General features: G+C 60.2%; 25 protein-coding genes. 3 read left to right on the top strand and 22 right to left on the bottom strand.

Annotated elements, in window-relative coordinates; translation table 11 throughout:
- Positions 1-91: 91 nt before the first annotated feature.
- The 3 genes from HNQ65_RS26275 to HNQ65_RS26265 all read right to left on the bottom strand — a co-directional run bounded on the left by HNQ65_RS26275 (position 92) and on the right by HNQ65_RS26265 (position 2,387).
- Positions 92-319: a hypothetical protein gene (locus HNQ65_RS26275; RefSeq protein ID WP_184344816.1), complete on the bottom strand. Its 228-nt coding sequence runs from the start codon at positions 317-319 to the stop codon at positions 92-94.
- 79 nt (positions 320-398) lie between these two features.
- Positions 399-1,790 (bottom strand): tetratricopeptide repeat protein, encoded by a 1,392-nt coding sequence (locus HNQ65_RS26270; protein WP_184344814.1) that lies wholly within the window; start codon positions 1,788-1,790, stop codon positions 399-401.
- Between the two features lie 153 nt (positions 1,791-1,943).
- Positions 1,944-2,387, bottom strand: coding sequence for a hypothetical protein (locus HNQ65_RS26265; protein WP_184344812.1), 444 nt, complete (start codon positions 2,385-2,387; stop codon positions 1,944-1,946).
- A 277-nt stretch (positions 2,388-2,664) separates the two neighbouring features.
- Between HNQ65_RS26265 and HNQ65_RS26260 the strand changes: the two genes are divergently transcribed.
- Both HNQ65_RS26260 and HNQ65_RS26255 read left to right on the top strand, forming a co-directional pair.
- Positions 2,665-3,879 (top strand): S53 family peptidase, encoded by a 1,215-nt coding sequence (locus HNQ65_RS26260; protein WP_184344810.1) that lies wholly within the window; start codon positions 2,665-2,667, stop codon positions 3,877-3,879.
- 221 nt (positions 3,880-4,100) lie between these two features.
- Complete coding sequence (locus HNQ65_RS26255; RefSeq protein ID WP_184344808.1) at positions 4,101-6,464, top strand: HEAT repeat domain-containing protein; 2,364 nt, start codon at positions 4,101-4,103, stop codon at positions 6,462-6,464.
- 117 nt (positions 6,465-6,581) lie between these two features.
- Here HNQ65_RS26255 and HNQ65_RS26250 read toward each other — a convergent pair whose 3' ends face one another.
- The 3 genes from HNQ65_RS26250 to HNQ65_RS26240 all read right to left on the bottom strand — a co-directional run bounded on the left by HNQ65_RS26250 (position 6,582) and on the right by HNQ65_RS26240 (position 9,524).
- Positions 6,582-7,280 (bottom strand): hypothetical protein, encoded by a 699-nt coding sequence (locus HNQ65_RS26250; RefSeq protein ID WP_184344806.1) that lies wholly within the window; start codon positions 7,278-7,280, stop codon positions 6,582-6,584.
- A 214-nt stretch (positions 7,281-7,494) separates the two neighbouring features.
- On the bottom strand, positions 7,495-8,112 hold the full coding sequence (locus HNQ65_RS26245) for a tetratricopeptide repeat protein (RefSeq protein ID WP_184344804.1): 618 nt from the start codon (positions 8,110-8,112) through the stop codon (positions 7,495-7,497).
- The gene (locus HNQ65_RS26240; protein WP_184344802.1) at positions 8,067-9,524 is read right to left on the bottom strand and encodes a hypothetical protein; all 1,458 of its coding nucleotides are present in this window, start codon (positions 9,522-9,524) and stop codon (positions 8,067-8,069) included. Before HNQ65_RS26240 ends, HNQ65_RS26245 begins: the two co-directional genes overlap by 46 nt.
- A gap of 7 nt (positions 9,525-9,531) precedes the next feature.
- Here HNQ65_RS26240 and HNQ65_RS26235 point away from each other — a divergent pair, with 7 nt between their 5' ends.
- Positions 9,532-9,669 (top strand): hypothetical protein, encoded by a 138-nt coding sequence (locus HNQ65_RS26235; protein WP_184344800.1) that lies wholly within the window; start codon positions 9,532-9,534, stop codon positions 9,667-9,669.
- Between the two features lie 407 nt (positions 9,670-10,076).
- Here the strand turns inward: HNQ65_RS26235 and HNQ65_RS26230 are convergent, their stop codons facing one another.
- From HNQ65_RS26230 to HNQ65_RS26155, 16 genes are all read right to left on the bottom strand, one after another.
- Positions 10,077-10,685, bottom strand: coding sequence for a hypothetical protein (locus tag HNQ65_RS26230; RefSeq protein ID WP_184344798.1), 609 nt, complete (start codon positions 10,683-10,685; stop codon positions 10,077-10,079).
- Between the two features lie 145 nt (positions 10,686-10,830).
- The gene (locus HNQ65_RS26225; RefSeq protein WP_184344796.1) at positions 10,831-11,127 is read right to left on the bottom strand and encodes a hypothetical protein; all 297 of its coding nucleotides are present in this window, start codon (positions 11,125-11,127) and stop codon (positions 10,831-10,833) included.
- 237 nt (positions 11,128-11,364) lie between these two features.
- Positions 11,365-11,934, bottom strand: a complete 570-nt coding sequence (locus HNQ65_RS26220) for a hypothetical protein (protein ID WP_184344794.1) — start codon at positions 11,932-11,934, stop codon at positions 11,365-11,367.
- Complete coding sequence (locus HNQ65_RS26215) at positions 11,846-12,265, bottom strand: hypothetical protein (RefSeq protein WP_184344792.1); 420 nt, start codon at positions 12,263-12,265, stop codon at positions 11,846-11,848. The genes HNQ65_RS26220 and HNQ65_RS26215 overlap by 89 nt, the downstream gene beginning before the upstream one ends.
- Before the next feature lie 228 nt (positions 12,266-12,493).
- The gene (locus HNQ65_RS26210) at positions 12,494-12,718 is read right to left on the bottom strand and encodes a hypothetical protein (protein WP_184344790.1); all 225 of its coding nucleotides are present in this window, start codon (positions 12,716-12,718) and stop codon (positions 12,494-12,496) included.
- Positions 12,715-13,833 carry a hypothetical protein gene (locus HNQ65_RS26205; RefSeq protein WP_184344788.1) on the bottom strand — a complete coding sequence of 373 codons (1,119 nt, stop codon included), beginning with the start codon at positions 13,831-13,833 and terminating at the stop codon, positions 12,715-12,717. Before HNQ65_RS26205 ends, HNQ65_RS26210 begins: the two co-directional genes overlap by 4 nt.
- Before the next feature lie 168 nt (positions 13,834-14,001).
- Positions 14,002-14,304: a hypothetical protein gene (locus HNQ65_RS26200; protein ID WP_184344786.1), complete on the bottom strand. Its 303-nt coding sequence runs from the start codon at positions 14,302-14,304 to the stop codon at positions 14,002-14,004.
- Positions 14,305-14,393: 89 nt separating this feature from the next.
- A complete protein-coding gene (locus HNQ65_RS26195) occupies positions 14,394-14,684 on the bottom strand; it encodes a hypothetical protein (protein WP_184344784.1) in 291 nt (96 codons plus the stop codon).
- 318 nt (positions 14,685-15,002) lie between these two features.
- A complete protein-coding gene (locus tag HNQ65_RS26190) occupies positions 15,003-15,407 on the bottom strand; it encodes a hypothetical protein (protein ID WP_184344782.1) in 405 nt (134 codons plus the stop codon).
- 206 nt (positions 15,408-15,613) lie between these two features.
- The gene (locus HNQ65_RS26185) at positions 15,614-17,473 is read right to left on the bottom strand and encodes a hypothetical protein (RefSeq protein ID WP_184344780.1); all 1,860 of its coding nucleotides are present in this window, start codon (positions 17,471-17,473) and stop codon (positions 15,614-15,616) included.
- Between the two features lie 212 nt (positions 17,474-17,685).
- Complete coding sequence (locus tag HNQ65_RS26180) at positions 17,686-19,386, bottom strand: hypothetical protein (protein ID WP_184344778.1); 1,701 nt, start codon at positions 19,384-19,386, stop codon at positions 17,686-17,688.
- A 136-nt stretch (positions 19,387-19,522) separates the two neighbouring features.
- Entirely contained in the window at positions 19,523-20,374 is an 852-nt protein-coding gene (locus tag HNQ65_RS26175) for a tetratricopeptide repeat protein (RefSeq protein WP_184344776.1), read from the bottom strand.
- Positions 20,371-21,927 (bottom strand): hypothetical protein, encoded by a 1,557-nt coding sequence (locus tag HNQ65_RS26170; RefSeq protein ID WP_184344774.1) that lies wholly within the window; start codon positions 21,925-21,927, stop codon positions 20,371-20,373. The genes HNQ65_RS26175 and HNQ65_RS26170 overlap by 4 nt, the downstream gene beginning before the upstream one ends.
- A gap of 106 nt (positions 21,928-22,033) precedes the next feature.
- Complete coding sequence (locus HNQ65_RS26165; protein WP_184344772.1) at positions 22,034-22,708, bottom strand: hypothetical protein; 675 nt, start codon at positions 22,706-22,708, stop codon at positions 22,034-22,036.
- Between the two features lie 20 nt (positions 22,709-22,728).
- Positions 22,729-23,340 carry a hypothetical protein gene (locus HNQ65_RS26160; protein WP_184344770.1) on the bottom strand — a complete coding sequence of 204 codons (612 nt, stop codon included), beginning with the start codon at positions 23,338-23,340 and terminating at the stop codon, positions 22,729-22,731.
- Between the two features lie 367 nt (positions 23,341-23,707).
- On the bottom strand, positions 23,708-24,208 hold the full coding sequence (locus tag HNQ65_RS26155; protein ID WP_184344768.1) for a hypothetical protein: 501 nt from the start codon (positions 24,206-24,208) through the stop codon (positions 23,708-23,710).
- Positions 24,209-24,311: the final 103 nt, after the last annotated feature.

The following is a 24,311-nucleotide window of genomic DNA, read 5'->3' as shown; positions in this document are numbered from 1 at the left end:
GCTCCCACCATGCAAAGCGTTGGGTTTTCATCGACATGTCTTCTTGCCTCGATGCCCCCAATTTGCCAATCGACAGGTTTTCAAACACGGCCTAGCAACTCAGGCGCACCGTGTGCAGCGCCTGTGAGGGGGCGTAGCGCATCACCGCCACCACCACACACTGTCCCACGCTCAGCACGTCCTCCACAGGCACAGTGCCGTCTGCGCTGGCGTAAGGCCCCAGCATGAGAAGCAGGCTGCCGTCCTCGGCGCTCAGCTCGGCGGCATTAGAGCGCAGACGAGTCACCGTGGCGGTCAGTCGAGTGCCGGGCGCATGCATGGTGAAATCGCGTGGGATGTGCTGTGGCAGCCCTGCTCATCAGTTCCCGAGACATGCCTTCAGCACTCTTGCTCCATGCTCACAGGTTTTTGCGCCGCTGCTCACGCGGCATGAAGCTGGAGGCGTACTGCTCGGCCTCAGACACCTCCGTCAGAGTCAGCTCCTCCTCCACGGGGCGGCTTTTTTCGCGGGCCGTTTTGTCTTCGGCGGCGGCGGTGAGGTACCAGATGAAGGACTCTTGAAAGTTGGGCTTCAGGCCCGGGCCGCCGGTCTGGTAGAGCGTGGCCACCTCCAGCTGGGCCTGCGGCATGCCCTGCTCGGCGGCCGCCACCAGGAGGGCCGCTGCTGCCGCGGCATCCGTGCCCAGTCCCAGGGTGCCGTGTGCATAGCCCATGCCCAGCTCATATTCCGCCATCGGATGATCCTGCGCGGCGGCTTTTTTAAACCACTCCACCGCCTTGGCTTCGTCCTGGCGCACGCCCTTGCCCTGCTTGTAGGCCAGGCCCAGGCATGTCTGCGCCTGGTCCTGTCCCTGCTCCGCTGCCTTGGTCAGCCAGGAAATGGCCTGGGCTAGGTCCTTGGGCAGGCCGTTTTGGCCTTCATAGTAGTCGTAGCCCAGGCTGTATTGCGCGTGCGGGTGTCCCTGGTCGGCAGCTTTGCGCATCCATTTTTGGGATTCCGCAGCATCCTTCAGCACGCCTTCACCCCTGCTGTAGGCATAGGCCACCTGGTACTGGGCATTAGGGTGGCCTTTTTCGGCGGCCTTGCGCCACCACACCACGGCGGCGGTGGCGTCTTTCTCCAGGCCCATCGTGCCATCAAAGTAGCGGTGGCCCAGCTCGTACATCGCCTCCACATCGCCCTGCTCCGCCTTCACGTGCAGGTCCGGAGTGGGCAGCGCGGTGCTGGTTTTTGCTTTCGCGACGGATGGGGTCGGAGTCGGCGTTGGAGCCGGGGCTGGCGCTGCCGCCACCTCAGGGGCCGCAGGAGCGGCAGCCGTGGGCGTCTTGGCGCTGCTGCGCCGTGGCGGGGGCTGGCTCAGGTACATCCAGGCCGCGCCTGCGCCAGCGGCCGCCAGCACGCAGACCGCCAGTGCTGCCATGACTTTGCGCCCCCTGCGCCTTGGGGGCTGGGCAGCCTGCAGTTGCTGCTGCTCCTGCTGGTGGCGCAGGATCGCCATCTTGGGCACGCCGCGCCTTGGCTGCGCAGGGGCAGGCGCCGCAGCGGGCTGGCTTTGTGCCGGAGCAGCATCGCCGTTGAAAGGGTACGCATCGTCCGGCAGTCCTGCCAGCAGCGCGTGGGCGGCCTTGACCTCGGCGTTTTTGGCCTTCGCCTTGGCGATCAGGTCCAGGTTTCCTTCAAACCGGCCCACACACCACACCAGCTGCGCCTGCTGGTAGGCATGGCTGAGCTGCTGGCGTGTGATGGGCGCGGAGAGATCAAGAGTGCGCAGGGCCTCGGGAGGGGTCATCTGCCTAGTCTCAAGTGAGCATTTCGAAGTTTCAAGTAGGGAAAGTGCGTGAGACGTTTTTTTGGAGCTTGGGAAAGCCAGCTTTCATCCCCGCATCGCCCTTCCTGCGCTCCACTGAAAACGCCTGCCCGACTGCCTGCCGCCTGTCTGGCCTCAGCGTTCCAGCTTGTTCTCTGACTCGGCGCTGGATGATGCGGAGGATGCCGGGCCCGGAGCCGCGCTGTAGTGTCCCGGAGTGGCCTGCTGCGCAGCAGGGGTGTTCTGGGCTGAGAGCACCCGCTCCGCAGGGCGTCCGGCTACGGCCAGCACCAGCCAGCCTGCCAAAGGCACGGCCAGAAACACCGCCGTGCATGCCGCCACGGCCCGCAGGCTGGCGGGGCTCCTCGGCGCGTCCATGCCAGTGGCAGGGGCTGCTGGCAGGCGCTCTCGGTCCGGCATCCCGCGCCCGCCGCTGGGTGTCTGCATCGGATTAGCAAAGGGAAACTCGCCATCTGACAGCCTGCTCAGCAGAGTATGCGCGGTCTTGATCTTAAGCTTGCTGGCCTGCGGGGCCTCATTCAAGTTTGCGGCCTCCCTCGCCTCCGTAGCAGCAAGCATCCTCTGGCACGTGAGGTCCAGCTCTTCCCTTGTGATAGGTGCCGTCAGGTTCAGAAGGCGTAAAGATTCAGAAAGTGTCATAAGTCCTAGGATAGATGTAAGCATAGGATTAGAAATATGTCATCCAAGTTTTTTCTTTAGACCTGGTTTGCATGCAAGTCGTGGGTTTAAGAATTCCTCGTCCGCTCTTGTTCGTTGTGGGCTAGGCTGATAGCTCATCGAGGCTACCCCATATATTTCGGTGACAAAATAAAGGCTGCGAGCTTATGATATTTATATGAGCCCCACCAACCACCTGCGCTCCTTCCTCATCGCCTCCACCCTCGCAGCCTTCTCTGCGGGACTCTCCGCCGCCGACAAGCATGGCAACTACCACCGAGTCGATCAAAACGAAGGCCCTCCGGAAAACGTGGACAGCCACGCTCCCGAGACGGATCGCATCCACGCCCACTCTCCGCTCTGGGCTCGTGGCCCCAGCAGCGCCACGCCGCAGCTCACCAGCGGCCCCACAGGCTACACTCCCGCGCAGATCCGCCATGCCTATGGCTTTGACAAGATCACTGGCAACGGCGCCGGGCAGACCATCGCCATCATTGATGCCTACGGCAGCCCCTCCCTGGCCAATGACCTCAAAGTTTTCTGCACCACCTTTGGCCTCCCGCAGGCCACCCTCGGCGTCTATTATCCGCAGGGAAAACCCAGCGCCAACAGCGGCTGGGCGCTCGAGACCTCCCTCGACGTGCAGTGGGCCCACGCCGTGGCCCCCGGTGCGCGCATCGTCGTCGTCGTCGCCAAATCCGCCAGCCTGAGCAATCTCCTCGGAGCCGTGGACTACGCCGTCAAAACCCTCGGTGCCAGGCAGGTCTCCATGAGCTGGGGCTCCTCCGAGTTCTCCTCTGAGGCCAGCTACGACTCCCACTTCAACAAAGCCGGCGTCTCCTTCTTTGCCTCCTCTGGCGACAGCGGCGCAGGCGTCATCTGGCCCGCAGCCTCACCCTACGTCGTGGCCGTCGGCGGCACCACCCTGCAGATCGGCAGCACCGGCGCCGTCACCTCCGAGACCGGCTGGAGCGGCAGTGGCGGCGGACTCAGCGCCTACTACGCCAAGCCCTCCTGGCAGTCCACCTTTACCTCCGCCACACGCCGTGCCGTGCCCGATGTCAGCTACGATGCCGACCCCGCCACCGGCTTCCCTGTTTACATCTCCAACTACAACGGCACCACCGGCTGGATCCAGGTGGGCGGCACCAGCGCAGGTGCACCCCAGTGGGCCGCGCAGCAGGCGCTCATCAATGCCGCACGCACCACCAGCATGAGCAGCACCGGCAGCTACATCTACTCAGACGCCACCCGCGCCTACGCCACCGACTTTTACGACATCACCTCCGGCAGCAACGGCGCCTACACCGCCACCCCCGGCCTCGACCTCGTCACCGGACTCGGCAGCCCCAACGCCGCCGCCTTCGTCCCCGACATGGCCGCCGCCAAGTAAGCGCGCCCGCCCGCAGCGCAGGCCTCCGGCTTGCAGCAGAGCGCATCATTTAAAACAAAGGCACCGCCAGTCTCTGGCGGTGCCTTTTCTTTGATCCCGCACGTGGCAGGAGCATGAGCCGGCTGAATCGAAGATCGTCATGCTGCAGCGGCCAGCCTGGCTCATCAGCTCATTTAAAAAAACTCTTGCCCAAGCGCATGCACCAGTGGTCTCATGGGCGCATGTCATTTCATACCACAGCACTTGGTGCCGGGGTGCACAGTTGGGCATGGACTTGGTTTGCCGCATTGATTTTCGCACTCGTCCCCGGCGCCACAGGCACATTGCACGGCACGGAGATGGTGGAAAAATACGTCGCAGAGGCCACACCGCCCACCGATTGGCAGCAGGCGGGCATCCGCGCTGCCATGCAGGATCCCTCTCCGCAGGTGCGCGCAGAGGCGGCGTACTATTGCGGAGCGCGCTACTGGTCCAGGCGCTGCCTCAAAATGGCGGACCTCATGCCCTTGCTGCAAGACCCCGACCCCGAGGTGAGGATCACCGCGATGATGGGCCTCCGCGGCATGGGGCCGCTGCTCACCCCCGAGGCCGGGCGGCTGCTCACTGCCATGATCGTGCAGCAGGAGAATCTCGATCTCAGTTGGACCGATCTCAGCTGGAAGGCCATCCTTGCGCTGGACGGCCTGGGTCCGCAGGTGGCACCCATGGTGCTGCCACACGTGCTGCCCCTGCTGGACAAGGCAGACGCCGAAATGAAGAGGCGCATCATCCATTGCGTGCTGGAGACAGGCCGCGCCGCCGCCCCCTACGCCACGGCCCTGCTGCCTCTCTTGAATGAAACCGATCTCGAGATGCGGGAGCTTGTGCTGCGTGCACTGCAGGACATGGATATCGGCCAGGCCCGTCCGCCCAATGCTGCCGAGGTGGCCCCCGCCGTGGCCAGAGCGCTGCTGCCCCTGCTCAAGGATCCCGATCTAGGCTACAGCATCCCATCGCTGCTCGGTACCCTCGGCCCGGAGGCAGCCTCTATCACACTACCCATCCTGCTTCCCATGCTGGACGACCCCGCCGAGGACAGCACCTTCTTCGCACAGCTAGGCAAGGCAGCGCCCGAGGTCGTGCTGTTCCATCTGCTGCCACGCCTGCGGCATACCGAGGCCCATATGCGGCGCGGCATCCTCCTCACACTCTCCTGCATGGGCCCTGCCGCAGCGCCCTGCCTCCCAGACGTGCGCCCTCTGCTGCGCGATCCCGACAGCATCGTGCGGGACTTGGCCATCAGCGTGCTGGCAGAGCACAGCGAAGGCAGCGCCACCTATTTCAAAGACATCTTCCCCCTGCTGCAAGATGCCGACACTCGTGTGCAATGCGCTGCCATCGATGCCCTTTCCAAAATGGGCTCTGATCATGCGCCCGCCGTCGTCAGAGCCCTGCTGCCGCTGCTGAATCCTGCCGATGGCGACCTGCGCCGCAGCGTGCGCTCCGCCTTTGTGCCGCTGCGTCAGGCCGCGCTCACTCTCAGCAGCGAGCTCGCACCCGCGCTGGAAAAGGCCAATCCCTGGATGCAGCTCCCCATCATTGAGGCCCTTTGCCCCATCCCCACAGACGCCCAGGCCGCGCCCTTCATCCGCATCCTGCGCCCGTATTTGCAGGAGAAGGAAGCCGACCTGCGCCATGCTGCCGCCAGGGTGCTCGCAGGCATCGGCACCAGCCCTCAGACCGCCGTCTTCATCCGCGAGGAACTGCTGCCGCTGCTGCAGGATCAGGATCTTGAAATGCGCGCCGCTGTGCTCCGTGGCCTGCCCGCCTCGTTCCTTGCCGGCCACATCCAGCCCCTGCTGCACTCCATCGACAGCAACGTGTGGCATGAGGCGCTGTGCGCACTCATGCGCATGGAGGAGAAAGCCGCCCCCTACGCCGCAGAGCTGCTCCCGCTGGTGCAGGATCCCCGCAGCCCGCGCTCGCTCTACGAGCCGGTGTATGAAGTCTTCAAGACCATGGGCGCAGCCGCCGCCCCCGTTCTGCATCCCGCCATGCTCCAGAGGCTCTCCCAGCCCGACCGGGAGGATAGGTATCTCATAGGCGAGTGCCTCGACGAACTGGGCAATCTCCATTCCTCCCCCGCCTGGCAGTGCGCCGCACTCGCCGCCGCCCACAGCATGGCCGCTGCCAAAGGCACACCCGGGAGCGATGCCCACGATCTCGAGCAGTTGCGCGTACACCTCTACCTCTGGTCAGGCCGCGATCCCGAACTGCTCCTCAGTGTGCGCTGGCTTGGCAAACCCGCCACTGCTCCCATGCCCGCAAACGGCGCAGCCCTCAGCGCCGCAGAGCAGCAGGCCGTGCTGCATATGCTCCACACCCTCTGGCCCCACAGCGCTCCCTATCCAGCCCTGCGCCAGGAGATGGCCGCACGCATCGCCGATGTCGCGCAAAGCATCACCACTGCAACGGAGGAAAAAACAGCCGCGCTGCTCAAGAGCATCGATGAGCAGCTCAAAGCCGACACCGTCAAAAAAAACCAGCCCGCCTCCGCCAAGGCGCGTGCTGCAGTGGAAGGTGCGTTGGTTCGTGTGAGGGAATAGGTGAGATAATGCTGTGGATTTCAGACGAGAACGCAGACGGCAGCCGGTGCTGCCAGTCTCCCCCATTGTGATTTCAGAGCTTGTCAGAGTGCCCTTCATGCCAAGCATCCAGCTTGGCTAAGTAATATCTTCCCAAACCAAGGTCAGACCGAATGCCTTGGTGAAGAACAAAGGGCGTCCGCTAAAATTAGCAAATTTGCAGACGTCCTCAATAATCGCTTTTTTTGCCGTTGCGTCATCCACATGATCCAAAAAGACAGCGACTATGTATCTCAAATGCCCCTTAATGACAAGGGTGTTGCAAGGCTTGGAATAGACTATATTAGCCAGCATGATTCGGGATCGCGAGCCGTCTCCGACCATGGGGTAGTATGAAGCATAAGGGAGGTTTTTTTCCGGGTCAGGTTTGTTCTCAATCAGCAATATCTTAAGGGTGGCGGCTTCATCAGGAAACTGGCTCAAAAAGCTTGTCATCCCCATTCTAAAGACGGCGTTTCGGGCGCTGGCTGGCAGGCGGCAGTACAGAAAGAAAGCCAGGATCAGCAACGACGTCAGGGCTTTGAAGGAGTGCTGAAAAAACGAGCTGGCATGAGTCGGTTTTTTTGCCTTTCTCTTCCAGAAAAAAAGTGACGCACCGAACGAAGCAGCCAGAGCCACATATTTCTCATGGTCAGTTAAATCTATCACAAACAAGGCCTTTCCAAACCCGCGCCCGTGGTAGTAGTCCATCAAAAAACCCAGGAGCCATCCGAGCAGTGCACACAAGGCGGGCATGAAAAAACGGCGGAAGAGTGGTTGGGCAGTCTCAGTGGTCATGCCGTACGTTTTACTGGGATGGTGCCAGGGGTGTCAATTTTTTAAGTAAAAGCAGGTTCTAAGGGAGCGGTGGCGGAGTCGTCTGCTTATCGTTTGCCGGCTTGGCTTCAGGGGGATGTGCAGCAGGGGGGGCATGCGGAAAATATCATTAACACTGGTGCGGGAAGAGCCTGCTTTTTCTTTACGCTGCTCCATCTGGCGAGGCCATTCATGCTCAGCGAGCTTTGCCTGATGGTGATGCCTGTTCCGGAGGCCAGGGACCGGCTTCGGGAGTGCGCGGTTGCCCCAGACCGATCATTACCCAAGCCCTATGGTTGAATTCCAGCGCGCTCGGCTTCTGCTGCTGTGCCTGATACACTTTGTTGACCATCTCTTTGTGCTGGCGGTAAAGGGCTGGGCTGGGCTGCTTGCCCCAGCAGCCGGTGAGGTGCGCATGCGCCAGCAGAATCTCCGCCGGAATGTGTCTGCCAGCCGCAGACTCCACCAGACGCCAGCCACGCGTCTGTAGTTCACATTTCGTGGCACGGGCCGACATGGTATCAGACATCACCAAATACACGCAGCCCAGTGTGTAGCTCAGCTCGGCATTGTTCGGATGGGCTGCCAACCTCGGCTTCAGAATGCGTATGGCACCGGCCAGATCCCCTCGCTGCAGTGCCGCCACTGAAGCGGGATGGGAGATTAGGTTCACAGTGCGGTAGCCGTCGGATATGCAGCAGGGGCAGGCGGTCAGAAAGGCTGCCGCCGTTAGACAAAGGAGCCAGCGGGCTAGATGTTGGAAGATGTTCATGGGGGCGGCGGCGAATTTGGAACGGGCGGGTGCTTCAGCCATGGAATCAGATCTCTATAAACTGCCGCAGGATAGACAATGCGGCCTTTTTTGCCTGCGCGTTTGTTGGTGTAGGTCTCACCATGCATGGATCTGAAGTAATCCTCCACAATGGATGCCTGCTGTTCCATGGTGTATTGGTGAAACGGTTTTCCAGGCTGTATGGTGTAGTTGTAAGCTGCCAGCGGCTTCACGAGGCGCCGCAGCACGACATTCATCCCATTCTGATGCTGCCACACGTGAGTCATCTCATGGATGAGTGCCGCCTGGTCTGTGTACCAGACTTTGCTGAAATCTCTGATGTGTCGCAGGTGTTTGCCAAGATAAACATTGCCATTGGGTGCCATTGTCCAGGGATTTGTCAGAATGGGAACGTATGAGTGATGGTGGATTTCAATCTTGTCCAGGTTCTTGATGGTGTCTCCAAAAATGGCTCTCACCAGAGACTTCTCGCCTTCCGTCAGGAACCGAACCTTGCCGGTGGTGGGTGGAGACGCCGCCGGATCTGGCGTGTTCATTTGGCCGCTGGGGGAAGTCGACAATGGGGGTGAAATATTCAACGGCTGACCACTATCCTGGTGTTTGGCCGCCCCCTGTGTTCTGGAGTTCTCTGCCTGCATCTGCTGCATTTGCACGCTGTTTTGCGAAGTCGGGCTTTGACTGTCACCCTGCCGATTCTTTTCGTAAGCGTCTGATCGGGCTGCAAAAGAAGAGGGATCGTCATTCCGAGGTCCAGCCACAGGCTTAGCGTCATCTTGAAAACGGTTTTCTGCTCTTGCTTGGCCACTCGGCAGATGCTGTGCGGATTCGCTGCCCGAGCCAAATATTTTCGCCAGAGCAGGATGCGGGCGCATCTCAAAAAGACGGCTGTTTGGAAACACGCTCGTGGGCCCGCTGGAAGGGGTGGCACCTGCCGGCGAATCCGGCCCCACGCTGCGCTGGCTTCCCTGCGGCTGGCCTTGGCCCTCGCTGCTCAGGCTTCCTCTCCAGTTCAGAGAGGAAGAGGGCGCACGACCCGTCTCTTCACCATGCGGGTCGTTCGCTTTGATTTCTGACAGATGCTGGTAGAAGCCAGTATCGGGTGATGCAGTGCCGATGTCTTCTGAGCGGATGTTGAAACCGGGATCAGATGAAACATGGCCGATGTCTTCCGGTCGAACGTTGAATCCAGGATCGGGATGATAGGACCCGCTCTCAGGTGGGTGATACCACGAGCTGGTGGTTTCAGGTTCTTCATGTCTCCCATGATCCGGGGCCTCCTCAGTCTCGCCCCCAGGAGCCTCGTCCTCATCATGCGCAGCCCCGGCATCCGGCTCATGCTCTTCATCCGCGCGCCGGGGGCCGGAATCTGGTGCGGCAGAGTCCGCGCGCCTGTGCTGCTGTGGCTGCTCCGCCAGCTCCTTCAGCCTGCCCATCCAGCCGATGCCGGCACCGCTGCTGCGCGGGGCAGGGGAGCCGCCTGTGCTGCGTGCGGCCTCAGGCTCCGGCGTCCGCCCCACCAGGTGGCTGCTGGCCCGCACCCCGCCGCTGCGCGGCATCGCCTCCTGGTTTTCATCATGATCATCGTCCTCCAGTGCAGGACGACGGACTCGGGAGGCAGGCAGGTGCGAGGAGGAGAATAGAAAGGCCATGCACAAGCTCTTGGGTCCGATCTGCAAAGCGCAAGCACTTTGAATGCTTTTTCATCATAGAATGTGGTAGAATAGGCCCTGCGCTGATGCTTCAAGAAAGCACAGCACCATTCCATCACCGCCCCTTCGCATCTGCCGCCAGCGCGGCCTGAACCTGCCGCAGCGCGGAAACGCCAGCATCCACACCTTCAACGGCCAGTTCAAATGCAGTGCCTCATGCCACCAGTCCCAATGACCTGACCGTCAATCTGGTAAAAGCTCGCTCTGAGTATTGTCACGAGATCCTGCCTGCATGGCGGGGCCAGTGCGAGAGCCGCTTCCTGTGAACAGGTGGTTTCATTTTGGGCTTCCTTCTTTCGCGGCGGCGGGCTTCACGATTCCCGGCATGAATCCCTCGATTTGAGCATCGACCTTGTCATAGTCCCCTGTCCAGGAAAGTGCCTTCTCAAAGTCTCCTGCAGAGGAGAGTTTTTCGACATCTCTCCGAATGATGTCTTCAATTGCGGATGCGTTGGCGTCCGCCGGGCTCTGACCTTTGGCAATGCTATCAAAGGATGTTAAATACCAGACATCTTTGGGGACGACCAGACGGATGTAATCACCAGCCACGATGATCATTTGACAGGTCAGCCGCTTCTTCTTGTAGGTGTTGAGAATCAGGCTGCGATAGGTGTTAAAGCCACCTCCGCCTGTGGGGTCTTGTGTGCCGTCGGGGTTGCCGAGGCCGCGAAAGTCCGCTTTGGAAAAAATCTCCGCCAGCTGCGTTCTGCCCTTGAGTGTCTTTGACCGGTAGCCGGTCAATGTCTCAAAGCTGTCTGACAGGCTGTCCAAGATCCTCACCTCGTCGGCGTCCATGATCGCATTTTTGATCAAGATGTTGGCGTTGGTCTCTTCAGCGAAGGAAAAACGCATGCCAGCCTCCAGTAAAACCAAGGCCACCAGCAAGAACCGCATGAATGTGAGATGCATGGTCTAGGGGATTGGTTGGGCCTGAATGAGCTCGCCCTCAAAGGAGTTGGATCGGTTGTTCATGGGGCCTGTCACGGCATCAATCGTGATCTTTGATCCTTTGCCAAGAGATTTTAGAAGCTCATTCAGATAATTTTGCCCTGTCTGCCCCTGTCCTGCGCTGCGGTTGCTGCTCCGCCAGTTCCTTCAGCCTGCCCATCCAGTCGATGCCGGCACCGCTGCTGCGCGGGGCAGGGGAGCCGCCACTGCTGCGTTCGGTCTCAGGCTCCGGCATGCGCCCCTCCAGGTGGCTGCTGGCCCGCACCCCGCCGCTGCGCGGCATCGCCTCCGGGTTTTCATCATGATCATCGTCAGCCTCCAGGTCAGGACGGCGGACACGGGAGGCAGGCAGGTGCGAGGATGAGAATAGAAAGGCCATGCCCAAGCTCCTGTGTCTGGTCTGCCAGACGCAAGTGCTTTATGTGGTAGTCTGTGGTATTAGCCATCGTGGATGGTCGAATGCCTGTACCGTGCATGTGTGCGGCTAACGGTGCTGGGGGTGTTTGCAAGCATTGATGGCCTGTCGTCATCGCTGCACGGCATGAGGGGGCATCCCCTGAAGATCAATCATTCCGCTGCAGCTTTCCGCCACGACTGGTCACCAGGCTCATTTTTTTCATTTCTCCTTCTCCGAATGACCGATGTAGTAGCTCGGATAATGAGTGGTGTCGAAGCACCGCACAAAGACTGTCAGGCCGTCATATTGAGGGTGCTGCCCAGAGATGCTCATGAGGAGCTCGTCAAAGAGCGCGCCTTCCGTGGCCAGGCTGGAGGGAGACAGGGCCAGTTCCGCACAGGGTCGCTTCATCACATCCGCCAGATTTTCAGCGGCAGAAGGAGGGACGATCATGCGCAGCATCACGCCCCTGCTGGAAAAGCGCTTCTCCTCCAGATGCTTGAAAAAGCCGCCCACACTCATCTTGAGGGTGTCTGGCTTTAGTGGGGCTTTGCTCAGTTCTGCCAGTGCAGCCTCGGATGGCAGTTCGCCGCCGCTCTTTGGTTTGAAGATGCTGCATCCTGTGCAGAACAAAAGGGCCGTTAGCACCAGAAGGTGGCAGGCGCGGATCAGGCTGCGCGTGGCATCAGCACGGTGCGGCTCACGAAAAAGGATGGCGGATGACAGGAAGCGGCTGCGGAGGAGGCGGTGGAAGGGGCCCGCCGGGAATGGGGTATTTGGTTTTGTCATCGAAATAGTAATGCTGGTTCAGCAGCGGAATGATTCGCATCATTCTGGCTCGTTCAAGCAGCAGTTGATTTTGGATTCTCATCGCGCGGAACTCCTTGCCCATGTTTCCCGTTCCTGGATAAGCGGTCGCATCGGAAGGGTGTGACACCTTGATAAAGGGATCTTCGGTTCCAAACAGCATTTCTCCAAGGTGTTGAAATTCGTGTCCCAGTGTCGTTGGATCAATATCCCTCCGCACGCGGAAGACACCATGGTTGTCAATGTAGCTTTTTCCGGACAGCGCCATGCAGACCTGGATTTTATCTGCCACCGTGGACAGCTTTTCGATCATCAGCCGTCCTGTCGGCACCCTGTTCAATCCTCCTCCAGGTCAGGCCGGCGGACGCGGGAGGCAGGCAGGTGTGAAGATGAGAATAGAAAGGCCATGCACAAGCTCTTGGGTTCGATCTGCCAGACGCAAGTATTTTGTCCTTCTTTGTGGTGGTGTAAGAAGGCGCTTTCGCGGGATGGGAAAGCCGTCCGCAGGAGGTAAACCGCAAGTCATGATCAGCAGCAGGGTTTATTTCCTCACCTGCTGCCTGAACCCGCCAAACAACGCAAATACCAGCAGCCACAGTGCGACCGGCCAGATGAAATGCTGCGCCACAAACCATCGGTCCCACTGGCCGCTCACGGGGTCGAAATACTCACCCTGATTATTGTCTCGTGATCCCGCCCACACTGCAAGACCGCCTAGAGCCAACGCGAGCAACGAGCCCATGCAAAAAACGATTTTCTTGATCATTTAAGGCTTTCTTTTTGTGGTGCTTGCTTCGTGAGAATTTCCCATGGTTTGTCTTTATATATCTGGGCGACTCGTGCGCCATAGTCGGATACCTTGTCGGCATTAACATTGTTGTAAAGTGTGGCAATCTCGGCGATGCTGGCACCTGGCGAAAGTTTTTGAAGGCGTCGGAGCATCTCTGCGCCTGACACCACATTGGTTCTGCCAATCGACAGCTCAGGTTTTGTTCCAAATGCATCACCCCAGTAATTGGCGTTCACATTCATTGGCAGAATAGACTTGACTGGGGGCAGCAAACTATACGGCACGCCAAGGCCGGAGGGGGCATACCATCCGTGAGACATCTCCATATACATAATGGCCCTGATGAGATCGGGATCAATGCCCTTGATGCGCGCCGCGTAAGCGATGTCCTCCGCATAGTGGGCCACAGCTCCTATGCCCACCCCGGTGAGTTCGTGACCGGGGGCGTCCGATTTTGCGGCAGGATTAGGTTTCAACTTCACGTTGCCTGGCATGCTGCCAAGTATCAGTTCTTTTCGTGTCGGCTCTTTTTGAGAGTCGGGATTTGCATTGGAGCCGGCTTTTGTTGCTTCGTCCGGACCTGCTGAACTCTGCTGGGATGGACGGGCCAGCGTAACTGGCAACAGCTGATTCGTTGCTTTCGACGACTGGCTCTTCGTGAGCTGGTTGTTCCCACGAACTTGCTGCTTTTGTTTAATAAAGGCATTTGGAGCACTGCGCATTTCAAACAGGCGGCTTCTGACCATAACAGGAGTGCGGGAGGCGAAGGAGTCTGCCGAGAGATCATGCTCCACGATGTACGGGTCGCCTTGCGGCTGCTCTTGGCCTTCGTCACGCTCGTCTCTGTGGGCCTTGCCCTCATCCGGCTCATGCTCCTCATCTGCACGCCGGGGGCCGGAATCCGGTGCGGCAGAGTCCGCGAGCCTGCGCTGCTGTTGCTGCTCCGCCAGCTCCTTCAGCCTGGCCATCCAGTCGATTCCGGCAGCACTGCTGCGCGGGGCAGGGGAGCCTCCTGCGCTGCGTGCGGTCTCAGGCTCCGCCACACGCCCCTCCAGATGGCTGCTGGCCCGCACCCCGCTGCTGCGCGGCATCGCCTCCCGGTTTTCATCATGATCATCGTCCTCCAGCAGGACGGCGGACTCGGGAGGCAGTCAGGTGCGAGAAGGAGAATAGAAAAGCCATGCACAAGCTCTTGGGTCCGATCTGCCAGACGCAAGTATTTTGTGTGCTGGTTTATGGCTGCCGTGCTCCGCTTCGTTTCACTTTCGGCTCAGAAGGATCTGATTGCCGCTGAAGCTGGCAGAGATGTTCCATGTGCTGGCAAAGCGACTCAGCAGCTCGCGCAGCGTGCAGTCCGCCGCGGTGAAAGCCCTGGCTCCTTCAGGGGCAGTGGTGGCTTTCAGCACGACACGCCGGCTCAGCGTGTTGGCATCTGGATGCTCCGCGTGCACCAGCGCCTGCCGGATGGTGGCCTCAAGCATAGCACAGCTTTCCGTGAAACTGGCCGGTGCATAGCGCGTCTCAGGCACTCGGACATGGTCTGCCACGGATTCCAAAGTCACTCCGGAAGAGGGTTGTGCAAACAATACCGACAAGCAGCTCAGTACAACAAGAGCGGATAGAACTGCTGAAAGGTTGGGCGGCGGATTCTTCATGGCTTGGTGTTCGGAGTCTGGGCGGATGGCGGGGCTGGCAATGGCGGGCTCAAGGGGGAATATTCGGGTCCGTGGTTCGGTACGCGCCTGCCATTGTATTTGGTGCGTAAAGGCTGCGGCACGGCGGCATTGTAGATGTTTTCCGTCCGCACGGCACGATTTTCGTTTTCTTCCTCATCAAGCAGCTTTGTCGGCAGCAGAGATCCTTTGCCAATATAAGTGCCAGGGGGCAGCTTTGGGGAGACTCCTTTGGCCACGTCGTGAATATGCTGCAGCTCATGTGCCATTGTTTCCTCAGGCGATTTGGGCTGCGCTCCAGCCTCATGGCTGGTAATGGCCTCTCTGGCTGCAACTGTGTGCGTGGAGGTCCCTATTCCATTGTGACGTTTGGCATGGGCTCTCATTGATTCCGAGCCGGTGGCATCGTCTCTGACAAAAGTCTGCCCACGGGGGTTGCCCTCATCAAAGGTTTTCTGAGTGATTCTGGCGTCAATGTAGTGATTGTGTGCTGAGTTTTCGAGCTCTGATACCATTTTCTCCAATCGCGGATCCTTTTTGCGTACATTGTCCACCAGTTCCTTCGTCCGCTTGTCAGCGTATGTCATTTAGCCGACGGTGATGGGTGCGTTTTCGTCCGTCTGCGCGCTAGTGCCGGAGGAGTTGACTGTGCTGGCTGATGGCGTGGCGGCATTGTTCATGTCCAGCATGGCTTCAGTCGCTGAGGGCCGCCGTCTTTGAGATGCGCGCCTGCACTGCTGTTGCTGCTCCGCCAGCTCCTTCAGCCTGGCCATCCAGTCGATTCCGGCACCGCCGCTGCGCGGGGCAGGGGAGCCGCCGCTGCTGCGTTCGGTCTCAGGCTCCGCCACACGCCCCTCCAGATGGCTGCTGGCCCGCACCCCGCCGCTGCGGGGCATCGCCTCCGGGTTTTCATCATGATCATCGTCAGCCTCCAGATCAGGACGGCGGACTCGGGAGGCTGGCAGGTGCGAGGAGGAGAATAGAAAAGCCATGCACAAGCTCTTGGGTCCGATCTGCCAGACGCAAGTGTTTTGTGTGCTTCTTTATGGTGGTACATGGTAGGGTTCAGCCTTCGGCCAATGAGACTCCCCGATGGAAGTCAGCCGTCTTGGCGACTGAATGCCAGCGATCATGCAGGCTTGCGCCAGACTGTGCATGGAGAGCCGTTGCGTAAATAAACAGCTCCAGGCTGCAGCACTCACTTCACCGCAGGCCGGAGGTCGAGCTGCTGGCGGGCTTTGCCATAGGCCGCATCCATCCTCTGCAGCAGTCCTGCGGCTTTGGGATCAGGCCGGTCCTTGTCGCGTGTGTTGCGCAGGATGTGGTCCCGCACAGGTTCCCAGACGGGAGCTAGCTGCTGCAGGAGCACGAGGTTCATGGGCCTGCCCTCTCCGAGCAGCGGGTGGGTCCAGAGCGCCTCCACATAATAGAGCTGACGCGTGGCGGTGATGTCGTCCAGATTGGGGTATTCTCTCAGCAGCTCGGTCGTATGCAGCAGGGCGGCGGGGTCGGTGATGGCGCGGAGCGCCTCCAGAACAAGATCGTCGTTTTTGCCCAAGGGGTCGCGGTAGTCGCCTGCCAGGTAGATGACCAGGGTGCGCAGCACCTCCTCCTGCCAGTGGCCGTAGGAGGAGGTGCTGGGCAGGAGTGCGTACTGCCGGTAAAGCTGGTTCAGCGCCAGCGCGGCGCGGCAGGTCATGTAAACGCGGTGCTCCACCTCCTGCGCGTCTTTGCCTTCATGGAGGGTGGTGATGCGCTCTTCGGTCACCTCGGGCTCCAGCAGGGCGGCCATCTTGCGCGCCTCCTCCAGTGGAATGAGGCACGGCTTCTCGTGGCACGCATCCACCAGCGCATCCATGGCCACCGCGCTCACCTCGTGCGTCGGATCGTGGAGGAGCTTGCGGAAAAGACCGGTGTCGATGCCGCCGCTCACCATTTCCTCTGCGGCGGAGATGCGGTCCTGTACTGCGGTGCTGGCGGCCAGACGCATGAGCTCCGCGCGCTTCTGCTGCCGCTGCTCGGAGGAAAGTGAGGCTGGGGGCTGAGGCTGTGCCATCTTCCCGTCGGGCGCTTCTGCTGCTGTCGCACCGGAGCCTGCGGCCTGGTCTGCGGCTGGAGCGGCCTGCGCGGTCTCCGGCTGCTGCTTTCCTGAGATCACAGGCAGCTTCTCCCGCACCGTCCGGATATCCCCAGCATAGCCGCTGAAGATGAGGGAGACAGCTTCTTGATACTGCGCCTCCTCTGTAGCATCCAGGATGCGGCGGCGCAGCGGCTCCAGGCGCGGAGCCATCTGCGTGAAGAGCATGAGGTGCAGCGGCCCGTCGCGGCCCAGCAGCGGATGATGCCAGAGCACGCTCAGCGTGCCTCCCAGCCACCCGGCGGGTGTGGCGGGGGAGTCGAGTTTTTGCAGCACCACCGGCAGGGTCTCCGCCAGGAGTGCCGGATCATTGAAATGCCTGAAGAGGTTCATCATGCAGGCGTGGCGCTGCGCTGATGGTGCGCCTTTGCCACTGCCACCTGCGGCAGCCAGAAACAGCGGCCTGAGCACTCGGCGCTGCCAGGCGGCGTAGTCGGCCGGGCTCTGCTGCACAGGATGGTGGAGGTAAAGATAGTTCAGCGTCTCTGCGGCTGCGGTGATGAGTCCTGAGTCGTGGTCCTTTGCACTTCCGTGCTCAAACACGGCGCGGATTCGCTCCGGCGTCACCTCTTTCTCCAGCATGGCAGCCATCTTCTGGGCCAGCTCTGCAGAGAGCGGCTGGTCCGCCTGCGCGGTGCAGGATTCCCATGTCATGGCACCGATGGCCGCCAGCCGCACGTCGGGGGCGTCGTCGTTCATGAGCTGCCAGAGCAGGCGGTAGTCCATGTAAGAAGCAGCGAGCTGCAGCACGGCGGAGTGCCTGTCGTCCGCACTGCTGCTGGAGGCGAGCCGCCGGATTTCTGCGCGTCCTTTGACTTCCTGCTCAGGCATTTCTCTGGCGGTCTGTCCACGCATGAGCTGGACCCCGACCAGAGCAAAGAGAGCGGCCAGAAGGGCGGGGTGGAAAAGGTGCTTCTTCATGGGCGGGGCGGGGGGCAGGAGGGCTGCGGCCATGCAGACGGCGGCGCAGGCCTGCACTGCAAAAGGTGTGTCCACTGATCTTAAACAATCTTCCTGTGAATCCAAAGGCTTTCAGAGCCCATTCGCACACCGGATGCTGCTCTGCTTCTCTCTGGGCAATGTTGGTTGAAGCCGCGCAAAGGGGGGCATTCAGGTGGCACGGCAGGATTGTCTCACTGTTTTGGAGCGGCAAGCCATGGAGGCTGAGCCTCGGGCACATTGATGACATCGACGATCCGGGTTTGACCATCCGGACCTTTGACGTACCTGCCACCATACTTGTTCTTCATGCGCACCCCGCCATTCCTGGCCCGGATGATGTTTTCAAACCGAACGGCACGTCTCTCATGAGAAGACTGCTGCTGAGACAAGCGGTCCACATTTCGGGTGGTGCCTAGAGCGAGCGGGTCTGCGGTGCCAGCCAGATGACGCTCAGACGCATGATAAAGCTCATGCCATACATCTTCCAGGGCCTCGGCATCTGGATCGGTCTGGCCGTTGGGCTTGACGGCATTACGCGCCAGTGCCGGCGCGCTAAGGAACAGGACATGAATCTCACGCCCCTGTTCATCCTTCTTTCCTGTGTTTACGTACTGGCCCTGTGCGCCGGGTTTGATGCTGATGCCCATGTAGCTGTCCTTGATGGGGTCGTTCACCATCACGACCTTGAACACCCTGTTTTTATCATTGCGCAGATGCTCCAGGATCTTTCCGCCTTCAGGGGTCATCTCCATCAGCTTGATCGCCCTGTCATAGTTCTCCCAGGCATTCACTGTCTGCCTGTTTCTCTCGTTTGCCGCGTGATTGGCGGCTGCTTGAGCCTTCGCCTTTTCATAGGCCGCTTTTTCCTTTTCGTACTGGTCCCGGGGTTTGTTCTTCGAATTTGTTCCATCCATTCTCTGTCTGGGCGGCGGGCCAGGATCTCTCTCATCCAGCAGCCGGACTCTGTTATGCTCCTGCACTGCCGAGCTGCCTGGGGGAGCTGTGTCCTGCATGCCGGAGTTCTCTGCCTGCATCTGCTGCATGAGCGCACTATTTTGTGAAGTCGGGCTTTGACTGGCACCCTGCTGTTTCTTCTCTGATGTGCCAGCCAGGGCTGCGAAAGAAGAGGTAAATTCATTTCGAGTCCCAGCCAGTGGCTGCGCATCATCCTCAATGTCGCTGCCTGCTCTTTCTTGGCCGCCTTTCATGCTCTGCGCATAGCCTTCGCCAGCTCCAGGCATTTTTGCCAGAGCTGGATGCGGGCGCATCTCAAAGAGACGGCTGTTTGGAAACGCGCCCGTGCGGCCGCCGGCGGGGCCTGAGTCTGTCGGCGCATTAGGCCCCATGCCGTGCCGGCCACTCTGCGCAGGCTGATCAAAGCCATGATCCGGCGACGCAGGGCCGAAGTCCTCCGGACGAACGTTGAAATCAGGATCGGGATGATGGGACCCGCTCTCAGGCGGGTGATACCACGAGCTGGTGTTTTCAGACTCTTCATGTTTCTCATGCTCCGGTGCCTCGTCACCTTCGGTCCAGGGAGCCTCGTCCTCATCATGATTAGACTCCGCATCCGGCTCATGCTCCTCATCTGCACGCCGGGGGCCGGAATCCGGTGCGGCAGAGTCCGCGAGCCTGCGCTGCGGTTGCTGCTCCGCCAGCTCCTTCAGCCTGGCCATCCAGTCGATGCCGGCACCGCTGCTGCGCGGGGCAGGGGAGCCTCCTGCGCTGCGTGTGGTCTCAGGCTCCACCACACGCCCCTCCAGATGGCTGCTGGCCCGCACCCCGCCGCTGCGCGGCATCGCCTCCGGGTTTTCATCATGATCATCGTCCTCCAGTGCAGGACGACGGACGCGGGAGGCGGGCAGGTGCGAGGATGAGAATAGAAAAGCCATGCACAAGCTCTTGGGTCCGGTATGGAATGCGCAAGTGCTTTGTGTGGTTTTTTATGGTGGTACGTGGTATTGACCTTTTGCCATTGTAAAAGCGCGGTGGATTATGGCATGGCGAGGTTTGCAGCAAAGCACCTCGCTAACGTCTGGCTGCGAATGCCCGCGCCCGTGAATGGGCTTCCGCCTGCTGCTCGGAGGTCAGCTCTTTTTCGTGATCTTGGATCCATTGGCCGGCTTCAGCATCGCCGCTGGCTGAGGCCAGAAGGCACCACTTCAGCGCCTCCACGGGGTCTTTGGTGATACCCGAGCCCTGGGCGTGGCATAGGCCGAGCTGGTACTGTGCCCGGGACTGGTCTTGTGCGGCGGCTTTTTGAAACCACTGCGCCGCCTGCATGGGGTCCTGCGGTGCGCCCCAGAGCCCGCGTTTGCAGATGAATCCGAGGGCCGTCTGCGCCTCGGCATGGCCGTTTTCAGCGGACTGGCGGTACCAGCGCACAGCCTCGGCTGGATCCTCGGCCACGCCATCTCCATGCAGGTGGCACTCTGCCAGCCGGAACTGAGCCGGGGCATAGTTTTGGCTGGCGGCCATCTGCAGCCACTTCACCCCGGCCGCCTTGTCCTGCGGCACGATGGAGCCTGCGAGATGCGCCACGCCGAGTCCATACTGCCCTTCAGCATCGCCTTGGGCTACGGCTTTGCGCCACCAGCGCAGCGCCGCGGCGGGGTCCTCCGGCCGTCCGGCCCCGGTGGCATAAGCGGTGCCCATTTTGGCCTGCGCAGCCGCATGGCCCAGATCGGCTGCCTGGCCAAACCAGCGCAGGGCCTCGGGGGTGCCGCCGCTCTTCTGGCAGCTCAGGCCTTTCTCATAGCATGCTGCAGCAAAGCTTTGATCGGCGGCCGGATCACTCCAGTGCAGCGGCAGCCAGCCGAGCTGCCACGCCGTGATGCCGAGCAGGATAAACAACCCGAATAGACACAGGTGGTGCCTCATGGCCCGGTTCCCCCTGCGTTCTTCATTCCGGCTTTCCGTTCTTCATTGATCCGGGCATTGTGCCTGCGCAGGTCTTCCAGGGTGCAGTCTCCAGTGATGCCTTCCTTGAACACGGCGGTGAAATGCTTCTGCATGGCGTTTTCGTCAAATTTGCTCCGGTTGTCTCGGTCCACGATTTCGTTCACAGCCTTGAGAGCATCATTGATCGTGCCGCCTTTTGTCAATACTTCCATAAACGTTTTCATCTGGCCGGGGGCATCGCGCTCTCCGGCCTTTCCTCCTGCGGACACGACCAGGGGCACCCCGGCATCATTGAGTTTTGACATGTCATGGGCGTTCACCTCGCACCCGCTGACAAAGACCATCATCGGTGCGCCGTTTTTGCCTTGAGCGAGGTCGTCCTTCAACTGCCCGACTGAATAGCCTGTCCCCTCCTGCTTGTAAGGCAGGCCAAATATGTTTTTCCGATCATAAGAAATGGGAACCTCCTGTTTACCAGTGTCGGCCCCTCCATGTGCTGCGAGGAAGGCTTCCGCGCCTACGCGCCCTCCATGACCGCTGTAAACATAAATGTCCCCAGTTCCCAGGCTTCGGGTTCTCTCCCGGATTTGAGCGAGAGTAGGGTTGGCCTGTTTGGCATACTCCAGCCCCATGGCACCAGCTTGTGCAGACAAGTCCGCTGGATTCCCAAACCATGATGGGCCCACTTCGTCAAACACCAGGCGGCCGGGCCGGGGGGGAAGTTTCCCCTGCTTGATTTCTTCTGCATATGCAGCGCGCGGCGGGGTGCTGGATGGGATTTGCTGCTGGCGCGGAGCCTCATGGGAGGCACGTGGTTCTGGTCGGCCCAGCTGCCGAGGGCCTGCTGTTTCCTGTGCTGGTGAAGCAGCATGGGCTGCGAGCAGCGCTGTTGTGGCAGGGCGCTTGTCTGCCGCTGGCCGGTTGTATCCCCGGAATCGGTTTTGGGCTTTCGCCGAATCGCCTTGAGTTCGGAGATAAAGATCTCTGGCAGGCCCTGGCGCATAGGCAGTACTATTGGAGAATCTGGATGTGCCAGATTCTGGACGATGCACGAGGTTGCTGATCGCCGGCCTGCTCGCGAGGCCAGGGGGAGGGCGGTTTTCAAAAAGGCGGCTGGCGGGCGGAGGACGATTGGAGTCACTGCGGCTGTCGTGTTGGATATCACTCTCTTGGCCAGGAGCCTCGTCCTCATCATGCTCAGCCCCGGCATCCGGCTCATGCTCATCATCCGCGCGCCGGGGGCCGGAATTCGGTGCGGCAGAGTCCGCGCGCTTGTGCTGCTGTGGCTGCTCTGCCAGCTCCTTCAGCCTGGCCATCCAGTCGCTGCCGGCACCGCTGCTGCGCGGGGCAGGGGAGCCGCCGCTGCTGCGTTCGGTCTCAGGCTCCGCCACACGCCCCTCCAGATGGCTGCAGGCTCGCACCCCGCCGCTGCGCGGCAGCGCCTCCCGGTTTTCTTGATCGTCTTCATCTTCCAGGTCAGGACGGCGGACTCGGGAGGCAGGCAGGTGCGAGGATGAGAATAGAAAAGCCATGCACAAGCTCTTGGGGCCGATCTGACAGACGCAAGGGCTTTTGTGTGCTATGATGAAAACGCCGCAAACAGGTGATGAAGCAGCGAGCCATGATCAGGCATGGCGGTCATCTCTTCACCTGCTGCCTCAACCCGCCAGACAACGCAAACATCAGCACCCACAGCAGCAGCGGCCAGATGAAATGCGGCACCACACGCCACCAGTCCCACTGTCCGGTCACCGTGTGGAAAGATCCGCCCTGATTGTTGTCACGAGCTCCTGCCCACATGAGAAAACCACCCAGCGCCAGTGCAAGAACCGCGCCCAGTGGAAACACGACGGCGGCATTCATTTTGTACGTCCTGAAATCTGTCCTGCTGGTCTCTGACTCCTGGTCTTGAGCCCTGTCCATCTCCAGGCATTCCACTGCCTCCTGGCATTCGGCACCTGAAAGCGGCGCGGAGTCCTGGGACAGAGCCGCATCCCGCTCTGGCCGGGGATAGGTGCTCGGGTTCTTTCTCCAGGCCTCCAGCTGCGGCGCGTAGCGGGCGTTCAGCGCTTCATCCGGCCAGGGTTTGTCTGCGAAATAGCAGCTCATTTTGAGCGCCCCGATCTGGCGGATGTTCCAGTCAAAGGCCTCCTCAAAATAATGCAGCACCGTGAAATAGCTGAAGCTGTTTTCTCCCGCCGGGTCGTGGGTGAGCCGCAGCAGCGCCAGCAGGTGGGAGACCGGCTTTTTATCCAATGCGGCACACCGCAGCAGTATCACGATGTCCGAGTCCACTCCTAGTGCGTCGGTCATGATGTCAGCTTCCAGGTTTTTCAGAATGTGTACCTCGTAAAGAAGTAGTACAGCACACCGCTTTTGCCGTCGGAATTGGGGGAGAGCATGTAAAGGCGTGTGCTATGGAGATCGGGCCGGTGAAGGATCACGGCCTTGTCGGTCATGTTCAGCCGGGTTGCATCCACCTTTCTTGCACGAGCGGGGAGCCCGGAGTGGTGAATGACCGCGCCTTTGGTGAACGCCTCATAGTCGAATGGCTTGGCCTTCGGGTCTTCAGCCTCAAGAATAAGATCAACCGTGCTTTTCCAGGTCCTTTCATCAATTTTGCCTGTCGTCCATGGGTTCAGCAGGGGATGGCCGCCGGATTCGAGCCGGGTCCACTCTTCAGGAGTCAGTTGAATGGATGCCTGGATCACGTCGAAGTACCCCCGGAAGCCATCATAAACCCCATCGACTTGATATTCTTTAAGCGTTTTGAATTTGAGGCCCGTCAGCCCGGCATGCGCAGCCAGCTCGTCCCAGCTCAGAAGGTTCTCCGATTGCGGGCGCTGAGCGGCCGGCTGCTCCTCGGCCGCCGCAGGAAAGACTGCGCAAAAAATGACTGCGACAGCGATGATCAAGCGCGCATCGAAACGAAGGCCGGAATTCATTTCATGATGCTAATCCGAGTTCACCGAACCGCAAAATTAAATCAGCAGGCGCTCAAGGTGTGCGTGGAATCACTTAAAGCTGCCCGGCGGGATCTGAGGCCACTCTCCTGGCGGGCAGGTCGTTGAAGGCGCTCACGTCACGCCGCCACTGTGCAGCATGGGCTGCACGTACTCCTCATCCTGCTGACTCACTGCGTTCGCCCTACGGGCTGCCTGCGGCAGTCGGTATCGCTGCGCTCGGCTCATGTTCAGGAGACGGGGTTCGGGTTTCAGTATGTTGGCAGGAGGCAAAGAGAAAGGCCTTGATCAAACACCTGGGTCCAGATTTGATCATCCTGTCAAATGACTGGCATGACTGCGCCACATGCTAATCCTTGTTGTAGAAGTAAAACAGCACACCGCTTTTGCCGTCTGCATTGGGGGAGAGCATGTACAAGCGAATGGAATGGAGGTCCGGGCGGCGAAGAATGGTGTATTTGTCCCCGTCCTTGAGGCGGTCCACATTCACAGTTCCCTCAAAGGGAAGCCCGATGTACACCATGTGTTTCCACATGTCGGTGTCCAGCTTGCCCAGATCCCAGGGGTGCAGCAGATGATTTGGAATGCTGGAGTTGAAAAAGCTCCACTCGGCAGGAGTGAGCAGGATCGAGGCTTTGACCACTGAGATGTTACGTGCCGATACAAAACAAACGTCGCATCTGAACTGATCCTTGTTTTTTGCGCTGATTCCCGCCAGTCCGGCGTGTGCCGCCAGTTCATCCCAGCTCAGAAAGGGAGATGTATTTTGCGCCTTGCCAGCGACTGGCAGGGACATGCATGCAAGGAGGATGAAGACGATGATGCAGGAACGGCGGAGGCTGGAATTCATGGTACAAAGCTAGGCCGTGTTTGAAAACCCTCAAGAGCCATATCTGAGCCAGTCGATGACGGAGGCAAACTGAATGAGGGAGAGGAAGTGGCGAGCAAGCTTG

The sequence above is a fragment of the Prosthecobacter vanneervenii genome (assembly GCF_014203095.1).
GTDB classification, from domain to species: Bacteria; Verrucomicrobiota; Verrucomicrobiia; order Verrucomicrobiales; family Verrucomicrobiaceae; genus Prosthecobacter; species Prosthecobacter vanneervenii.
This window is presented reverse-complemented; position numbering and strand designations above follow the sequence as displayed.